Below are 17,243 nucleotides of genomic sequence, written 5' to 3'. Positions count from 1 at the left end.
CCTCGCCGATCCCGGCCGTCCGTGCGTCGGCTCATCCACAGGCAGGCGGGCGACCTGCGCGACGTAGGATTCGACCATGCCCCAGGAGCTGGACTACGAGGTCGCCGGTCTCGGTGACGACGCCGTCGACTACCTCGCCGCCTGGGACCTCCAGCGTCGCGTGCACGCGGAGGTCGTGGCAGCCACCCGACCCGACACGGTCCTGCTGCTCGAGCACCCACCGGTCTTCACCGCCGGCAAGCGCACCGACCCGCACGAGCGGCCCGCCGACCCCGGCGGCGCCGACGTGATCGACGTCGACCGCGGCGGCAAGATCACCTTCCACGGGCCCGGCCAGCTGGTCGGCTACCCGATCGTCACGCTCCCCGACCACGTGAAGGTCGTCGACTACGTACGCCGGGTCGAGGAGGCCCTGATCGCGGTCTGCGCCGACCTCGGCGTGACCACCGCACGGGTGCCGGGTCGCAGTGGCGTCTGGCTGCGCGCCGACGAGCGCGGCCCCGAGCGCAAGATCGCCGCCCTCGGGATCCGGGTCAGCCGCGGCGTGACCATGCACGGCTTCGCCCTCAACTGCGACGTCGACCTCGGGTGGTACGACCGGTTCGTCCCCTGCGGCATCGCTGACGCGGGCGTCACCTCGCTCTCCTCGGAGCTGGGCCGCCACGTCACCGTCGCCGACGTGCTGCCGAGCGTCCGCCGGCACCTGTCGGCGTACCTGGCCTGGCAGCCGTACGTCGCGACCCCCGACTACGAAGCGCGACCCGAGCCCAGTCGCGGACCGCGCATCGAGCTGGTGACACCCGGCCTCACCGGAGCCTGATCGGCGCGGTGGCGCGACAAGCGCCCACCTCGGCTGAGAGCCTGCAGATCCATGCGGGCACGTGCCCGTGTCCGAGGGGGGACGATGGGCGACTACGTCATCGAGACACACGCGCTGCGCAAGGAGTTCAGCTCACGCCGCGGGGGACGCCGGGTGGCCGTCGCCGGCCTCGACCTCGCGGTGCCGGAGGGCGGCGTGCACGGCTTCCTCGGCCCCAACGGCTCGGGCAAGACCACGACGATCCGGATGCTGCTCGGCCTGGCGACCGCCACCTCGGGGACCATGCGCCTGTTCGACACCGAGGTGCCGCAGCGCCTGCCGTCGGTGATCGACCGCATCGGTGCCGTGGTGGAGATGCCGAAGTTCCTGCCGAGCTTCACCGGGCGACAGAACCTGGCGCTGCTGGCCCGCACCCGCGACATCCCCGAGGAGCGCATCGACGCCGCCCTCGCCACCGTCGGCCTGACCGGACGGGACCAGGACCGCTACCGGAGCTACTCCCTCGGCATGAAGCAGCGGCTCGCGATCGCAGCCACCCTCCTCAAGCAGCCGCGGCTGCTCATCCTCGACGAGCCGACCAACGGCCTCGACCCCTCGGGCATCCGCGAGATCCGCGACACCATCCGGACCCTGGGCGAGGAGGGGGTCACCGTGCTGCTCAGCTCCCACATCCTCGCCGAGGTGCAGCAGATCTGCGACAGCGTCACGATCATCGGCAACGGCCGCATGCTGGCCAGCGGACGGGTCGACGACCTGCTCCACACGAGCGGCGGTCACCGGGTCGTGGTCGCCGACCCGACCCGGGCGGTCGGCGTGCTCGAAGCCGCCGGGCTCGTCGTCTCCCCCGACGGTGAGGCCCTGCGGGTCGAGACCGAGGGCAGTCCCGAGGACATCACCCGCGCGCTCGGGACGGCGGGGATCTGGCTGCGCGAGCTGACGCCACTGCGCGCCGACCTCGAGACGGTGTTCCTCGAGCTCACCGAGGGCGAGGCCCTGGGCCGTACGACTGACCCCGCGACGGGAGCATCCGCATGATCCGCCTGGTGCGCACGGAGCTGACCCGGCTGCGGTGGCGCCGCAGCGTCGTCGTCCTCGTCGCCGCAGCGATCATCGTGCCGCTGCTCATCCTCGTCGGCACCGTGTGGGAGACCCGTGCCTACTCCGACGCCGAGGTCGCGCAGTCCCGCGAGCTGGCACGCAGCCAGCCGGGCTTCGAGCAGGAGGTCAGGCGCTGCGAGAAGCGGCCGCGCCGCTTCGGCGTGCCGTCCGCCGAGGCCTGCGAGTCCCAGGTGACGGAGTGGTACTCCGGCCTCTACCGGCGGCCGCTGGACCTCCGCGAGGAGCTCCGGGAGTCGAGCATCGGCGCCGCCAGCGTCGTGCTCGCACTCGTGGTCCTGGCCGGCACCACCTTCGCCGGGGCCGACTGGGCATCGGGGTCGATGAGCAACCAGCTGCTCTTCGAGCCGCGACGCCTGCGGGTCTGGCTCGCCAAGGCGATCGCGATCGGTCTCCTGGCCGCCGTGCTGACCTCGGTGGTGATGACGCTCTACTGGGCCGGCCTGCACGTGGCCGCGGGCGTGCGCGACATCGCCGTACCGGACGGGCTGACCGGTGAGGCGGCCTGGCAGGTGGCGCGGTGCACGTTCCTCGCTGCGCTCGGAGCCGTCGTGGGCTACGCGCTGACGATGCTGTCGCGCAGCACGGTGTTCACCCTGGGCGCGATCTTCGCGGTCTCCGCGGCCGGCAGCCTGCTCGTCGCAGCACTGCCCCTCGGCCCCGGCAAGGAGCGATGGTTCCCGGCCAACAACCTGCTCGCCGTGATGCAGGGGCGAGCGACGTACTACCGCGAACCGCCATCGGAGTGCTTCGGCCCGTCGGCCGACCCGTCCACGTGGGACGCCGCCATGCGAACGATGTGCCAGGGGCAGGCATCACTGTCGGTGTGGCAGGGCCTGGCCTTCGTGCTCGTGCCGGCGGTCGCCGTCGTGGCCGCGAGCATCTGGTCGTTCGGCCGCCGCGACGTCCCCTGAGTCGCCGTCGGGACCTAGCAGCCGCACACGCGACCTCGCCCGTCTGCGGGCTGAGCGCCGGAGTTGGGGGCGCCTGCCCCGCGCCGTACAGTGACGGATGTGACGACGGCTCCCACCCCCGAAGGACGCAAGCTTCTCCGACTGGAGGTCCGCAACGCGGAGACCCCAATCGAGCGCAAGCCGGAGTGGATCAAGACCCGGGCGAAGATGGGGCCGGAGTACACCGCCCTGCAGAGCCTGGTGAAGTCCGAGGGTCTCCACACGGTGTGCCAGTCGGCCGGTTGTCCCAACATCTTCGAGTGCTGGGAGGACAAGGAGGCCACGTTCCTCATCGGCGGTGACCAGTGCACCCGTCGCTGCGACTTCTGCCAGATCGATACCGGCAAGCCGCAGCCGCTCGACCGCGACGAGCCGCGCCGGGTCGCCGAGTCAGTGCAGAAGATGGGGCTCAAGTACGCCACCATCACCGGCGTCGCCCGCGACGACCTCCCCGACGGCGGCGCGTGGCTCTACGCCGAGACGGTCCGCGCGATCCACGAGATGAACCCGGGCACCGGCGTCGAGAACCTGATCCCCGACTTCAACGGCAAGCCCGACCTGCTCACCGAGGTCTTCGAGTCACGGCCCGAGGTGCTGGCCCACAACGTCGAGACGGTGCCACGGATCTTCAAGCGAATCCGCCCGGCCTTCCGCTACGACCGCTCGCTCGACGTCATCACGCAGGCGCGCGACTTCGGCCTGGTCACCAAGTCGAACCTGATCCTCGGGATGGGCGAGACCCGCGAGGAGGTCAGCCAAGCGCTGCGCGACCTCCACGAGGCGGGCTGCGAGCTGATCACGATCACCCAGTACCTCCGCCCGTCGCCGCGGCACCACCCCGTCGAGCGCTGGGTCAAGCCCGAGGAGTTCGTCGAGCTCAAGGACGAGGCCGACGAGATCGGCTTCGCCGGCGCCCTGTCGGGTCCGCTCGTCCGCTCGTCCTACCGCGCCGGGCGGCTCTACCAGCAGGCGATGGACGCCCGCGCGTCCGCGTCCGTCTGAGCCCTCAGCTCCACCGCGTACGGTCCGAGGTCGAGCCGCTCCGGGTCCGTCCCGTCGCTGTCGACGGCCTGACAACGGTCGAGGCGGTTGGGCCAAGTGCGGTCGCCGGTCGTAACATCAGGCTCATGTCGACCCCCGCCTCCACGCCCACCTCGCGCCGAGGGCAGATCGTCCAGACCTACCAGATGGCGAAGAAGAGCGACCCGCGGCTGGGTTGGATCATCCTCGGCACGTTCCTGGTCGGCGCGGCCATCGGCTTCGGCGTCATGTGGCTGCTGCCCGGCGACGGCGTCATCTCGCTGATCATCTCCATCGTCGGCGCGCTGATGGTCGGCCTGCTCCTCGCGCTGCTGGTCTTCGGCCGCCGTGCCCAGCAGGCGGCGTACAAGCAGATGGAGGGCCAGCCCGCCGCAGCGGCCGGCGCCCTGCAGATGCTGCGCCGCGGCTGGAAGCTCGACCCGGTGGTCGGCTTCACCAAGCAGCAGGACGTCGTGCACCGCGTCGTCGGCCCGCCCGGCATCGTCCTGGTGGGCGAGGGCTCGAGCCAGTCCCGGGTCCGCCAGCTGCTCGTCACCGAGCGCAAGAAGCACGAGCGGGTCGCGCACGGCACCCCGATCCACGAGATCATCTGTGGCCGCGGCGAGGGCGAGGTGCCCCTGCCCAAGCTGGTGCGCCACGTGCAGAAGCTGGGTCGCGAGGTGAAGCCCGGCGAGATGACCGACATCCTCCAGCGGCTGAAGGCGCTCGACGCCCAGCGCGGCAAGCTGCCGGTGCCCAAGGGCCCGGTGCCGACGTCGATGAAGGGCATGCGCTCGCAGCAGCGAGGTCGCTGACTCCTAGATCGTGACCGTCCGCGTGCCCGCGGCCAGGTCGTGCAGCCCGCGGCCCTCGAAGGTCAGCAGCGGCGGGATCAGCAGGAACGTGAGCGCGGTCCGGACGAGTGCCCTCAGCAGGCCGACCGGACGCGACGGGTCGTCGTGGCGGACGACCCGGACGCGGGTGAGCAGCTTGCCGAACGATCCCCCGAGGAGCGCTGTGAAGAACGCCATCTCGGCGATCAGGATCACGGTGCCCGGCGTCCCGGAGTGCTCCACCACGCCGGTCTCGACGAGCGCGGCGGCCGCTGCCCAGCTGGTCCCCCAGTCGATCAGGATCGCCAGTATCCGCCGGCCCCAGCCCGCGGGCGTGAGGTCGGTCGGCGCGTACGTCGGGTCGGGCTGCGGCACGCGTCCAGCGTAGGCGGGGGCCACCAGCCCTCTGACTAGGACGCCTCGCTGCCCAGTGGCGTCGCTCCCTCGGGGACGACGACGGCGATCGGCGTGCCCCAGCCGGAGTAGTCCACGCGCGCCTGGTCGCCGGTGTCGGTGCCGGTGTACTCCATGCGCACCGGCAACGACTGCTCGTCGATCCAGAGGTCGACCTGAAGAGCGTCGTCCAGCTCGATCTGTCGGTGCATCGAGTCGTCCGGGAACTGATCGACCCAGGCTTGGGCGTCGATGGTGAGGACGTAGTGGGTGGAGGCAACACCTTCCATCTCCTCCTGCCCCTGGTTCTGCACCTTGTCGACCGCGTCGATCATCGCCTCGTAGTCGCCCGGGACGTCGAGGGCGAGCAGGACTGGGGCGGCTCCTGCGTCGAAGCTGTCGTCGTCGCCGAGCGCGCGCGGGTCGTCGTCCGCGGTGTAGCTCCACTCGTTGTCCGTCCGCTCACCGCCGACGTACATCTTTCCCCCGACCCGGCGGAACTCGAGGAAGTCGCCCGGGGTGTCACCCATCAGCGCGCGGAACTCGGTCTCCTTGGCAGCCCAGGTCAGGTCGACCTGGAGCTCGGCCCGCCCACGATGGTCGCCGATGCCGAGGTGGACGGTGTCCTCGCCACCGACGGCCTCGGCCACCGCGGGCATCAGCGTCTCGATGCCGTACGACTGACTGGCCGGGGCGTCGTCCTCACCGCCCCCGCCACCACAGGCAGCCAGTACGGCTGCGGCCGAGAGCGCGACGACGTACGTGGGGATCCCCGTGACCCGAGTCATGCCTGACACTAAGCACCGACCCGGCCGTTCGACCATCGTCCGCAGGGGTGAACCCCGTGATCCGCCCGCAACACACCACAGGGCCAGCGGCCACCGCTCGGACGACATGTAACACGCGCGAAACAAACGGGATACGGTCAAGAAACTGCCCCCGCCTAGCGTGGCCGCACGGTGCAACGACGCTCCGTTCCGTGACGCTGCAACTCGACGTGCGCGCGACGCCGTCAAGGAGGAACCGAATGTTCAACAACTCGGATGAGCTGCTCAAGTTCATCAAGGACGAGGGCGTCGAGATGGTCGACGTCCGCTTCTGTGACCTGCCGGGCATCATGCAGCACTTCACCGTGCCGGTGTCCTCGTTCGACCAGAGCGTCTTCGACGACGGCCTCGGCTTCGACGGCTCCTCGATCCGCGGGTTCCAGGCGATCAACGAGTCCGACATGTCGCTGTTCCCCGACCCGACGACGGCGTACCTCGACCCGTTCCGCAAGTCGAAGACCCTCAACGTCAACTTCTTCATCCACGACCCGATCACGGGTGAGGCCTACAGCCGCGACCCGCGCAACATCGCCCGCAAGGCGCTGGCCTACCTCGACTCGACCGGCATCGCCGACACCGCCTACTTCGCCCCCGAGGCCGAGTTCTACATCTTCGACAGCGTGCGGTACAGCACCGGCGTCAACGAGGGCTACTACCACATCGACTCGGTCGAGGGCTGGTGGAACTCCGGCAAGGAGGGCGAGGACAACCTCGGCTACAAGACCCGCCTCAAGGGTGGCTACTTCCCCGTCGAGCCGTACGACCACTACAGCGACCTGCGCGCCGACATGGTCAAGAACCTCGAGGCCAGCGGCCTGCTCGTCGAGCGCGCGCACCACGAGGTCGGCACCGCCGGCCAGGCGGAGATCAACTACCGCTTCGACACGCTGCTCAAGGCCGCCGACGACGTGATGAAGTTCAAGTACCTCATCAAGAACACCGCCTGGCAGCAGGGCAAGTCGGTCACCTTCATGCCTAAGCCGATCTTCGGTGACAACGGCTCGGGCATGCACGTGCACCAGTCGCTGTGGAAGGACGGCGAGCCGCTGTTCTTCGACGAGACCGGGTACGCCGGCCTGTCCGACATGGCCCGCTGGTACATCGGCGGAATCCTCAAGCACGCCCCGTCGCTGCTGGCCTTCACCAACCCGACGGTGAACTCCTACCACCGCCTGGTGCCGGGCTTCGAGGCGCCGATCTCGCTCGTGTACTCCTCGCGCAACCGGTCCGCATCGGTCCGCATCCCGATCACGGGATCCAACCCGAAGGCCAAGCGCGTCGAGACCCGCTTCCCCGACCCGTCGGCGAACCCCTACCTCGCCTTCGCGGCGCTGATGCTCGCCGGCCTCGACGGTGTCCAGAACAAGACGGAGCCCGCGGCCCCGATCGACAAGGACATCTACGAGCTGCCGCCGGACGAGATGGCCGAGATCGCCCAGGTGCCGACCTCGCTCGGTGCCGTCCTTGACGCGCTCGAGGACGACCACGACTACCTGACGGTCGGCGGCGTCTTCACCGACGACCTGATCGAGACGTGGTGCCACTTCAAGCGGACGCAGGAGATCGCGCCCGTCCAGCTCCGCCCCCACCCGCACGAGTTCGAGCTCTACTACGACATCTGAGCCACGCGCGGCTCTAGCAGGCTGGCAGCGGCTCGCACACAGCCCCTGAACGGCACCAACACCCCTGGTCGACCCCGGTCGACCAGGGGTGTTCGCTGTTGTCTGGTCGGCGGTTCGTCAGAACTGCCTCCGGCAGACGGCCCCCTGGTGGAGGACGCGCGCTCCGGTCGTTGTGCGGTGTCCGTGATGCAGCATCCGCACCGCAGCAACCGCACTGTCCGGGTGGCGGCGCACACCGTCGTACCGCCGGACAGGCGCTCGGCACGGTCGTCGTGGCCGCGACGGTCGTGGCCGGCGCAGCGACCCGCTCCACGGGTCAGGACCGCGCCACGGAACCTGCACCGGCAGTGGCGTCGCCCGCGGCGACGGTCTAGAGCCACAGCAGCCACGTGCTGGCGGCGCTGGAGCGGTTCCTCGAGCCCCAGCGCCATGGCTGAGTGAGCGCGACGGAAGGTCGACCCAGCCCTCAGAGGATGTAGAGCATCTCCTGGTAGGTCGGGAGCGGCCAGAGGTCGTCGGCGACCAGGGTCTCGAGCGTGTCGGCCGCGGCGCGGACCGAGGCCATCGCCGGGATGACGGTGTCGCGCATGTAGGTCGCCGACTCGAGCGGGTCGGCGGGGTGCTCGTGGTCGATCGCGGCGGACAGGTCGGCGAGGCCGACCCGGAGCGCGGCGACATGGCTGCTGATGGTCTCGAGCGCGGAGGAGTCGGCGTCGATGCCGGCGCCCTTCAGGGCGACGACGTTCTGGGCCAGCTCGGTCTGGTAGCGCGTGGCCGCCGGGAGGATCGTCGTCGTCCCGATCTCCAGCGTCAGGTTGGCCTCGACGGCGACGGCCAGGACGTACTGCTCGGCGCCGACCTCGAAACGGCTGTGCGCCTCGTGCTCGGAGAACACGCCGTACTTGGCGAAGAGCGCGATCGCCTCCGGCGAGATCAGCTCGGGCAGGGCGTCGACCGTCGTACGCAGGTTCTTCAGCCCGCGCTGCTCGGCCTCGATCGGCCACTCGTCGGAGTAGCCGTTGCCGTTGAAGATCACGGCACCGTGGTCGGCGACGATCTCGGCGAGGAGCGTCTGGACGGCCTCGTTGAAGTCGGTGCCGGCGGCGACCGCGTCCTCGAGCGTGGTGGCGCAGTGGTCCAGCGCCTCGGCCATGATCGTGTTGATCATGACCATCGGTACGGCCACGGTCTGGCCGGAGCCGGGCGCGCGGAACTCGAACCGGTTGCCGGTGAAGGCGAACGGCGACGTGCGGTTGCGGTCGCCCGGGTCCTTGGTGAGGTTGGGCAGCGTGTCCACGCCGATGGTGAGCGTGCCCTTCTCCTTGGAGCGGGTCGCTCCACCCTTGGCGATCTGGTCGAACACGTCGGCCAGCTGGTCGCCGAGGAAGATCGAGATGATCGCCGGCGGCGCCTCGTTGGCCCCGAGCCGGTGGTCGTTGGACGCCGAGGCGACCGAGACGCGCAGCAGACCGCCGTACTTGTGGACCGCGCGGATGACCGCGGCGCAGAAGACGAGGAACTGGGCGTTGTCGTGCGGGGTGTCGCCGGGCACGAGCAGGCTGCCGAGCTCGGAGTTGCCGAGCGAGAAGTTCACGTGCTTGCCGGAGCCGTTGACACCCTCGAACGGCTTCTCGTGGAACAGGCACTCCATGCCGTGCTTCTTCGCCACGGCCTTGAAGGTCGTCATGAGCAGCTGCTGGTGGTCGGAGGCCTCGTTGGCCCGCTCGAACATGGGCGCGACCTCGAACTGGCCGGGCGCGACCTCGTTGTGGCGGGTCTTGGCCGGGATGCCGAGCTTGAAGAGCTCCCGCTCGGTGTCCATCATGAAGCCGAGGACGCGTGAGGGGATCGCCCCGAAGTAGTGGTCGTCGAACTCCTGGCCCTTCGGCGGCTTGGCGCCGAAGAGCGTACGACCGGCGTTGAGCAGGTCGGGCCGCGACAGGAAGAAGTGGCTGTCGACCAGGAAGTACTCCTGCTCGGGCCCGCAGTAGGCCACCACGTTGTCGGGCTCGTCGTGGCCGAACAGCTCGAGGACGCGCTTGGCGTGCACCGACATCGCCTGCTGCGAGCGCAGCACCGGCGTCTTGTGGTCGAGGGCCTCCCCCGTCATCGAGATGAAGATGGTGGGGATGCAGAGCGTGTTCCCGTTGGGGTTCTCGAGGATGTACGCCGGGCTCATCACGTCCCACCCGGTGTAGCCGCGCGCCTCGAAGGTGTTGCGCAGTCCGCCGTTGGGGAACGACGACGCGTCGGGCTCGCCCTGGACGAGGGTCTTGCCGGAGAAGGAGGCGAACGCGGTGCCGTCGCCGACCGGGTCGAGGAAGCTGTCGTGCTTCTCCGCGGTGAGGCCTGTGAGCGGGTAGAACACGTGCGCGTAGTGGGTCGCGCCCTTCTCCAGCGCCCAGTCCTTCATGGCCGACGCAATGGCGTCCGCGACGTCGGGGTCGAGCGGCGTGGACTTCTCGATCGTCGACAGGACCGACTTGTAGACCGCCTTGGGCAACCGCTTCTGCATCACGGTCAGGCTGAAGACGTTCGCGCCGAAGACCTGTCCCGGCTCCTCGCCGGGGTCGAAGGTGATCGGCGGCGGCACGAAGGCCTCGACAGCGGTGATGGCAGACAGACGGACCGGGTTCGCGCTCACAGTGCTCCTCAGACGTACGCCGCACACCGCGGCACTGCGGGCGAACGTAGTGCGCCGTCATGACGATCGTGTGTCGTCGGGATGTCGTCCGCGATCGAGACGCGGATCACATGCAGGAGCGGCCCCGCCGGCTGAGGGAGGTCAGCCAACGAGGCCTGCGCGCGGCCCAACTCCCTGGCAAAGCCGTGCGCTGACCCTTCAACCGCCGGACTGCACTCCGGTCACGCCTCCGTCGCGGAGGTCTAGTCCGCACACGGTCACAGATCTGTTCAGCCGCACTCGAAACAGACCAAGTCGAACGACGACTCCACCGATCTACAGGACCTTGGTGCCGTACATCTCGCCGAGGGGATCCGCGATCAGCTCGAGCCGCGCGCCGTTGGGGTCGGGGAAGTAGATCGACGTGCCGCTCTCCTCGAGGTACGCGATCCCGGCCGCGTCGAGCTTGCCCTTGAGGCGCTCCCAGGTCGCGGGTTCGACCGAGATGGCGATGTGGTGCAGACCGCCCAGCACCTCGGCGTACGGACCGACGCCGAGGCCCGGGAAGTCGAAGAAGGCGAGCAGGTTCTCGTGGCCGATGTCGAAGAAGAAGTGGTTGGAGCCCGGGTAGTCGCGGTTCTCGAAGATGTCGGTCAACGGGAACTCGAGCAGACCCTGGTAGAAGTTGATGGTCTCCTCGACGTCGCGCGCGACCACGGCGAAGTGGTGGAGGCCGCGGGCGCTCGAAGGTGGGCGGGTGCCGTCAGGCTGGAGGTACGCGGCGCGGAGACGATCGCGCTCGGCGTCGATGGCGGCGAGGTCGATCTCGGTCATGGGCATGCTTCCTGACGCACGACGTTCCGGAGCCCGGACGCTACTCCTGCAGCGGACCGCCCTGCCAGTGCTCCAGACGGGTCAGCTGGTCCACCCCGGCGCGGGTCAGCCGGGTGAGCTGCTTGACCGGTTTGCCCAGAGGTACGACTGCGGCGACGGCGTACGGCTCCGGGATGCCCAGCAGCTCCTTGAGCGCCGGCTCCTCGGCGATGGCCATCGTCGTGATGGTGCCGCCGAAACCCTCGTTGCGAGCGGCCAGGAGGATGTTCCACACCAGTGGATAGACGGATGCGCCGGCGACGACACCTACTCGGTCGAGGTCCTTGTCGAGGGCCGCCACTGCCCGCAGGTCCACGCAGACCACCAGGACGACCGGGGCGCGACGGAGGGGCTCCGCGACGTAGTCCGGGACCTCCGTCTGCGCCACCTGCTCCTCGGTGACCTGGCTCGGGACGTAGCCGCTCCACGGCGTCTCCCCGGCGTCCTTCTGGGCCTGGTAGCGCCGGGCGCCCGGACCGGTGATCTCGACCAACCGCTCCCGCGTCGCCGCATCGCGGACCACGACCAGCTGGCTGCCCTGGCGGTTGCCGCCGCTCGGCGCGAAGCGCGCGTTCTCGAGGATCGTGTGCAGCACGTCGTCCGGCAGCGGATCGTCGGTGAACTCCCGCACCGCCGCCGTCGTCCGCATCACGTCGTAGAGGTCCACGGCTCGCAGCCTAGCCATGGACAGCGAGGCGTAGTGTGCAGAGCCGAGGCTCAGGAGACGCCATGCGGCGGTCAAGGCTTGTGTTCGCCACATCGTGCGTCGTCGCCCTCGTGGTGGCCGTCTCCCCGGCGTGGGCCGCCGGCCCGGGTGGCTGGGACCGGGTGGGCCACGGCACCAAGGCCAGCAAGCCGTCCCTGAACGGCAAGGTCCTGGCGCTCAACACCCAGCGAGCCGGATCGCTCTACGTCGCGGGCGCCTTCACCAACGCCGGTGGCGATGCTGGTGCGGACCTCATCGCGCGGTGGACCGGCTCGCAGTGGAGCGCCATCGGCAGCACGCCGATCACCAGCTCGCCGGCCGCTGAGGTCAGGGCGATCGCCTACGACCCGGCGACCGGCAAGGTCTACGCCGGAGGGACCTTCCAGGACGCAGGCGGCAACACGAGCGCCGACTTCCTGGCGGTGTGGAACGGCGCGACCTGGCAGCCGGCCTGCTCCTCCCCCAGCCGCCCGGCCTTCACGGGCAACGTCGACGCGCTCCAGATCATCGGCACCACGCTCTACGTCGGCGGCGAGTTCCAGGACGGTGCCGAGATCGCCACGGCCGACTACCTGCTGGCCTGCGACCTGACCACGGGCGCGTCCCGCTCGATCCTGCCGGTCGACGGTGCGTTCACCGGGCCGGTCTACGCGCTCGCGGCCGACAGCGTCGGCACGCTCTACGCCGGCGGCAACTTCGGGAACCTGGCGAAGCTCCCCGCGGCCGACTACGTCGCGGCCTACCGGTCCGGTGCCTGGCAGGCCCTCGGCGTGGGCGCCGGGCCGAGCGGCGGCGCGGTCACCGGCATGGTGCGCAGCCTGGCCGTCTCGGGCTCGAGCGTGTACGTCGGCACCGACGCCCTCGACGTCGCCGGCATTGCGCAGGCGGACCACGTCGCCCGGTGGGACTCCTTCACCGGTGCCTGGAGCGCCCTGGGGGCGAACACCGCCGGCACCAACGGCTGGCTGCCGACGACGGCGTACATCTATGCGCTGGGCGCCTCCGGCTCCCTCGTGTTCGCGGGCGGGTCCTTCCAGGACGCGAACGGCACGAAGACGGCCGACATGGTTGCCTTCTTCGACGGCACGGCCTGGCGACCGATCGGGTCCGACGGATCGAAGGGCGGCCCGCTCTCGGCCGAGGTGCACGCGCTGACCGTGTTCGGCAAGGGCCTGTACGCCGGTGGCAACTTCACCTCCGCCGGTGGTGACTCCTTGGCACAGGACCTCGCGTCGTACGCACTGCGGCGTCAGGACGCGTCGATCAGCAAGGTGTTCACGAGCGCGTACGCCGGCACCGGCGTCTACAACAAGACCGCGAAGGGGCAGGTCCGCAGTGTGTCGGTCCTCAAGGGCGGGCTCGAGCACGTCTACGTCAGGATCCAGAATGCCGGCCTCACCGCGGCGTCCTTCAAGGTGAAGGTCACCGGCGGCACGAGTGCCATCCATGCCCACTTCCACCAGGTCGGCCTCAACTCGCCGTACGACGTCACGCCCGGGGTCAAGGCAGGCACCCACCAGACGGGGCTCATCGCGCCCGGCGATGCCGTCACGCTCAGCGTCGGCATCTACGTCGACAACAACGCCGGCCCCGGCACCAGCTTCCTGATCACGACCAGGCCGAGCAGTGGCACCGGCGCCGACGCTGTGAAGACGGTCGTCACCACGCACAGCTGAGAGCCGGCCGAGCGTCGCGCTGAGAGCGATCGGCTGGTGTCTCGTGAGAGCTTCCGCCCGACGGCACTTCGTCGGCCCCGGACTCCTGTCCGGGGCCGTCCGCCTGCTCAGGCAGCGGCGCGTCTCGTCGCGACTGATTCGACCAGCTCGGCACCGGCGCGAGCCCCGGACGTCGCACGGATGGCGGCGCCCAGCCGGGCGGCAGCAGCTCGATGGGCACCGTCGCTCACCAGCTCGTCCACGGCGGCCGCGATCACGGACGGCTTGGCGGACTTGGGCACGAGCCGGCCCGCGCCGGCGTCGACCAACGACTGCCCGACCATCTTCTGGTCCAGCATCGGGTGCATGGGCAGCACCAGCACGGGGAGGTCGTGCGCCAGCGCCACCATCGTGGTCGCGTGGCCGCCGTGCCCGACCACCATCGACACGGTGGGCAGCAGCTCGGCGTGAGGGACGAAGCCACGGATCTCGACGTTCGGCGGAGCGGACAGGTTCTCCACGCCGATCGAGGCCCCCACCGTGGCGATCCCCCGCACGTCGAGCGTGCCCAGTGCGTCGAGGATGTGCTGCATCGCGCGAGCCTGGCCGGGGAAGTTGACCGTGCTCAGGCTCACCAGGACGGTCGGCTCTGTGGGGGCAGCAGGGACACCCGTCACGACCGGTCCCGTGTAGTGAAGATTTCCCGGTCGCGGCCCGCTGCCGGCGGGGTCGAGCTCCTCGACGCAGGCAACCAACCGGGCGGCTGCGCCGACGAGAAGCCGTCGCGCCGGGATGCGCTTGATCGCCATGCCGATGCCCATCGGCCCGCGCAACCACCGGCGGACCAGGTAGGCGTCGTACATGTGCTCCAGCACGACGTACGGCACTCCTGCTGCTGCAACTGCGTGCATCGCCCCGAACAGGATGCAGTCGATGACGACGACGTCGGCGGGCTCCCGCCTCAGCTCCTCGACGACGTCGCGACCCATGGCCCGATCGCCGAACACACCGACGTAGTCGAGGGGTGTGCTGTTGTCGGTCGCCCGGAAGACCCGCGCGGTGTCGAACGCCGTGAAGTCGAGGCCGTCGGCCCTCACGTGCACGTCCTGGACAGGATGGCCCAACACGCGGACCCGGTGGCCCCGCTGCTGCAGCTCGGCGGCGATCCCGAGCGCGGGGGGAACGTTGCCCCCTCCGTCCCACGTGACGAACACGATGTTGCTCATGACGCATCTCCTTAGTGCCGGACGTCTTCGAGGAGCGAGGTCGCCATCCGGTGCATGAGCTGCTCCGTGCGTGCCCGCGAGTAGCGGCGGTCGATGCGCAACAGCTTCCACGTGTAGACATCCGTCGCCACGACCAGCAGGTCGATGAGGGGATCGCGCGGTCCGGCGAACGGCGCGAACACGTCTCTCACCCACGTTCGGTGCATGGCCCGGCCGCGACGGACCAGCTCGGCGACCTGGGGATCGGACGACTCCTGGGCGAGCATCAGGAGCGCCGTCTGACCACGGTCCTCGTAGTGGTCGATGATCACGCCAACGGCCGCGTCGACGTCCCCGACAGGGGCGCGGCGCTCCTGGGTCACGGTGGCGATCGCATGGTCCATGGTGGCCTCGGTCAGGCCGGCGCGGGTCTTGAAGTGGCGCAGGATGGTCTGGACGCTGACGTCCGCGGCGACCGCGACGTCGTCGAGTGAGATGTCAGGGAACATCCGCTCACGCCCGAGGTAGAAGAGCGCCTCGATGATCCGCTGCCGAGTCTCGGCAACGGCCTCAGCACGGGCACCCATGGTGTAGGAGCGAGTCTTTTTCATGTTACTCGACGTTGACACCAACTTGCTTTGGAGTCAATACGCATGTACGTCAAATGCGAGAAGCACTGAGCGGCTTAGCATGGCTGGCTGCAGCCAACGAGAGGGGCGCCGGTGATCACGACGGTGAGCACGGTGAAGGACGACAACGCGCGCCTCCAACGCTGGATCGACCGCAACTTCGCTGCGGGTGTCGATCGCATGCTGGTCTTCGTCGACGACCGGGACGACGCGCAGACGGCTGCGCTGCTGAATGCGCGAGCGGGCGTGGTCGCCGTCGACGCCGGGACGTGGTGGGGCGACGACTTCCCGTCGAAGCTGAATGCTCGTCAGCGCATCAACGCCAACGCCGCGCTGTCCGTGGTGCGGCAGATCGACCCGCGGGGGTGGATGTTCCACATCGACGGGGACGAGGTCCTCCACCTCGACAAGGAGCGCCTGCTGGGCCTGGCGGACGACGTCGAGGCGGTGCAGCTGTCCCCGTTGGAAGCGCTGTCCCAGTGGGAGTGGCCGGACGACGAGGTGACGCTGTTCAAGCGCCTGCTCACCGACGCCGAGCTGAACCTGCTCCACCTCCTGGGCAGGCTCGACCGTCCGGAGAACAATGCCTACTTCCGGGGCCACACCGCTGGGAAAGCGGGTCTGCGCGTCTCGGCCGACGGCTGGTTGGAGATCCACCGGGTGGTCGACGACAGCAGGACTCCGATCGCCGCGCACCGTGCGTCCTGGCTGCAGGTCCTGCACTACGAGTCCCACACCCTCGAGGAGTTCGTCCGCAAGTGGTCGAACCACACCACGTCAGGTCATCGCCTCGTGGCCCGCCCCGGGCGGCGCCGGCTCGCATCCGCGATGACGGCGAAGGGCTGGGACGAGTGGCCGGCCGGGGTGGCGGACCGGGTGCGACGCGAGCTGTTCGCCGCCACCGCTCTCGACGACCGGGAAGGACTGAAGAGTCTCGGCCTGCTGGTGGCCCCGGTCATGCCCCTGCGCGCGGCCGAGCCTGCGCAGGATGTCCTCCACCTCGATCAGATCGAACAAGGACTCTCCGCGCTCGCGAGCACCGACAGGTCGAGGTTCAGGCTCGATCAACCGGACGCGAGCGCCGACTGAGCAGCGGCGTCGCGAAGCAGCAGGCGGAGGACCGCCAGTCCGACGATCGTGACCGCCACCCCCATGAACGTCGGCAATGCCTCGGGTCCCAGCGGCGAGGTGGTAACGATGTCGAACCAGGCGTGGAAGACGGCGACGACCACCAGGCTGCCGCGACCCAGGTGCAGCAACCAGGCGAAGATCCACGAGGCGACCCAGATGCTGAGGGCGAACCCGACGAAACCGATGAGCGGCATCGCCCGATAGCTCGGCGTGATTCCGAACAGTGGCAGGTGCCACGCCGCCCACGGGAGGCTCACCCACCCGGCGGCCCCGACCAAGGACCGACCCTCCTCGAGCCGGGGCTGGAGGAAGCCGCGCCACCCCAGCTCCTCCCCCACGCCGTAGAACAGCAGGTTGACGACCCACCAGAGGGCCAGAGGCAGTGGGGCGAACTCGGCCGAGGCACCGAACGCCGACCAGTCCAGGTCGGCCCACGCGCCACCCGAGACCCAGACCGACAGCGGGGCGGCGACGACGAGCAACAACGGCGGCACGAGGAGCGCGAAGATCCACGCCCGGCGTCGTCCGCGCCATGCCACCAGTCCGTGGCCCAGCCGGCGCAGGCCGGGCAGTCCTTCGGTGTAGTGGATGACGACCACTGCCGCGGCCGCGGGCCCGAGCCCTCCCACGAGGTGCAGCGCAGGCCAGGCAGGCAGTGGCACCCACCCGTGCACCGCCGCGAGCAGGGGCAGCCACGCCGCCCAGCTGAAGACGAACGCCAGCGCGACGAAGGCGGTCACGGGTCGGTGGCGAACGCCCTCACCCCAACGTCCCCAGGTCGAGGTGCTCATCGGGTCGCCTCCGTGACGGTCGTGCTCAGCGTGTCGCGGCTGCCTC

At 69.8% G+C, this 17,243-nt stretch carries 16 protein-coding genes; 8 read left to right on the top strand and 8 right to left on the bottom strand.

The genetic code is table 11. From position 1 onward, the window contains the following. The first annotated feature begins 76 nt into the window (after positions 1-76). The 5 genes from lipB (at position 77) to EUA94_RS15820 (ending at position 4,724) form a co-directional block, all read left to right on the top strand. Positions 77-820 (top strand): lipoyl(octanoyl) transferase LipB, encoded by a 744-nt coding sequence (gene lipB / locus EUA94_RS15840; protein WP_129427858.1) that lies wholly within the window; start codon positions 77-79, stop codon positions 818-820. Between the two features lie 84 nt (positions 821-904). Further along, positions 905-1,855: an ABC transporter ATP-binding protein gene (locus EUA94_RS15835; RefSeq protein WP_129427857.1), complete on the top strand. Its 951-nt coding sequence runs from the start codon at positions 905-907 to the stop codon at positions 1,853-1,855. Continuing rightward, positions 1,852-2,850: a hypothetical protein gene (locus tag EUA94_RS15830; protein ID WP_129427856.1), complete on the top strand. Its 999-nt coding sequence runs from the start codon at positions 1,852-1,854 to the stop codon at positions 2,848-2,850. The genes EUA94_RS15835 and EUA94_RS15830 overlap by 4 nt, the downstream gene beginning before the upstream one ends. Before the next feature lie 99 nt (positions 2,851-2,949). Continuing rightward, a complete protein-coding gene (lipA, locus tag EUA94_RS15825; protein ID WP_129427855.1) occupies positions 2,950-3,891 on the top strand; it encodes a lipoyl synthase in 942 nt (313 codons plus the stop codon). A 125-nt stretch (positions 3,892-4,016) separates the two neighbouring features. Then, positions 4,017-4,724 carry a DUF4191 domain-containing protein gene (locus tag EUA94_RS15820; RefSeq protein WP_129427854.1) on the top strand — a complete coding sequence of 236 codons (708 nt, stop codon included), beginning with the start codon at positions 4,017-4,019 and terminating at the stop codon, positions 4,722-4,724. A gap of 3 nt (positions 4,725-4,727) precedes the next feature. Here the strand turns inward: EUA94_RS15820 and EUA94_RS22215 are convergent, their stop codons facing one another. Both EUA94_RS22215 and EUA94_RS22210 read right to left on the bottom strand, forming a co-directional pair. Next, entirely contained in the window at positions 4,728-5,117 is a 390-nt protein-coding gene (locus tag EUA94_RS22215) for an RDD family protein (protein ID WP_165356928.1), read from the bottom strand. A gap of 35 nt (positions 5,118-5,152) precedes the next feature. Then, positions 5,153-5,923: a hypothetical protein gene (locus tag EUA94_RS22210; protein ID WP_165356927.1), complete on the bottom strand. Its 771-nt coding sequence runs from the start codon at positions 5,921-5,923 to the stop codon at positions 5,153-5,155. Between the two features lie 239 nt (positions 5,924-6,162). On the opposite strand from EUA94_RS22210, the gene glnA reads away from it, so the two are divergent. Next, positions 6,163-7,584 (top strand): type I glutamate--ammonia ligase, encoded by a 1,422-nt coding sequence (gene glnA / locus EUA94_RS15810; RefSeq protein ID WP_129427853.1) that lies wholly within the window; start codon positions 6,163-6,165, stop codon positions 7,582-7,584. Between the two features lie 466 nt (positions 7,585-8,050). On the opposite strand, the gene EUA94_RS15805 is transcribed toward glnA, so the two are convergent. The 3 genes from EUA94_RS15805 to EUA94_RS15795 all read right to left on the bottom strand — a co-directional run bounded on the left by EUA94_RS15805 (position 8,051) and on the right by EUA94_RS15795 (position 11,747). Next, positions 8,051-10,228 carry a glutamine synthetase III family protein gene (locus EUA94_RS15805; protein WP_129427852.1) on the bottom strand — a complete coding sequence of 726 codons (2,178 nt, stop codon included), beginning with the start codon at positions 10,226-10,228 and terminating at the stop codon, positions 8,051-8,053. Between the two features lie 315 nt (positions 10,229-10,543). Then, a complete protein-coding gene (locus tag EUA94_RS15800) occupies positions 10,544-11,041 on the bottom strand; it encodes a VOC family protein (RefSeq protein ID WP_129427851.1) in 498 nt (165 codons plus the stop codon). A gap of 40 nt (positions 11,042-11,081) precedes the next feature. Continuing rightward, positions 11,082-11,747 (bottom strand): nitroreductase family protein, encoded by a 666-nt coding sequence (locus EUA94_RS15795; protein WP_129427850.1) that lies wholly within the window; start codon positions 11,745-11,747, stop codon positions 11,082-11,084. Positions 11,748-11,827: 80 nt separating this feature from the next. Here EUA94_RS15795 and EUA94_RS15790 point away from each other — a divergent pair, with 80 nt between their 5' ends. Next, on the top strand, positions 11,828-13,462 hold the full coding sequence (locus tag EUA94_RS15790; protein ID WP_129427849.1) for a hypothetical protein: 1,635 nt from the start codon (positions 11,828-11,830) through the stop codon (positions 13,460-13,462). Positions 13,463-13,569: 107 nt separating this feature from the next. Here EUA94_RS15790 and EUA94_RS15785 read toward each other — a convergent pair whose 3' ends face one another. Then, positions 13,570-14,667 carry a glycosyltransferase gene (locus EUA94_RS15785; protein WP_129427848.1) on the bottom strand — a complete coding sequence of 366 codons (1,098 nt, stop codon included), beginning with the start codon at positions 14,665-14,667 and terminating at the stop codon, positions 13,570-13,572. A gap of 11 nt (positions 14,668-14,678) precedes the next feature. Further along, positions 14,679-15,257, bottom strand: a complete 579-nt coding sequence (locus EUA94_RS15780; protein WP_129427847.1) for a TetR/AcrR family transcriptional regulator — start codon at positions 15,255-15,257, stop codon at positions 14,679-14,681. A gap of 111 nt (positions 15,258-15,368) precedes the next feature. Here EUA94_RS15780 and EUA94_RS15775 point away from each other — a divergent pair, with 111 nt between their 5' ends. Next, positions 15,369-16,364, top strand: coding sequence for a glycosyltransferase family 2 protein (locus EUA94_RS15775; RefSeq protein ID WP_165356926.1), 996 nt, complete (start codon positions 15,369-15,371; stop codon positions 16,362-16,364). Here the strand turns inward: EUA94_RS15775 and EUA94_RS15770 are convergent. Continuing rightward, complete coding sequence (locus tag EUA94_RS15770) at positions 16,340-17,197, bottom strand: CPBP family intramembrane glutamic endopeptidase (protein ID WP_129427845.1); 858 nt, start codon at positions 17,195-17,197, stop codon at positions 16,340-16,342. The genes EUA94_RS15775 and EUA94_RS15770 overlap by 25 nt on opposite strands. Positions 17,198-17,243: the final 46 nt, after the last annotated feature.

It is taken from the genome of Nocardioides zhouii, from assembly GCF_004137345.1.
Lineage (GTDB): Bacteria > Actinomycetota > Actinomycetes > Propionibacteriales > Nocardioidaceae > Nocardioides > Nocardioides zhouii.
The sequence above is the reverse complement of the archived record's forward strand: the minus strand, read 5'-3'. Positions and strand labels throughout refer to the sequence as shown.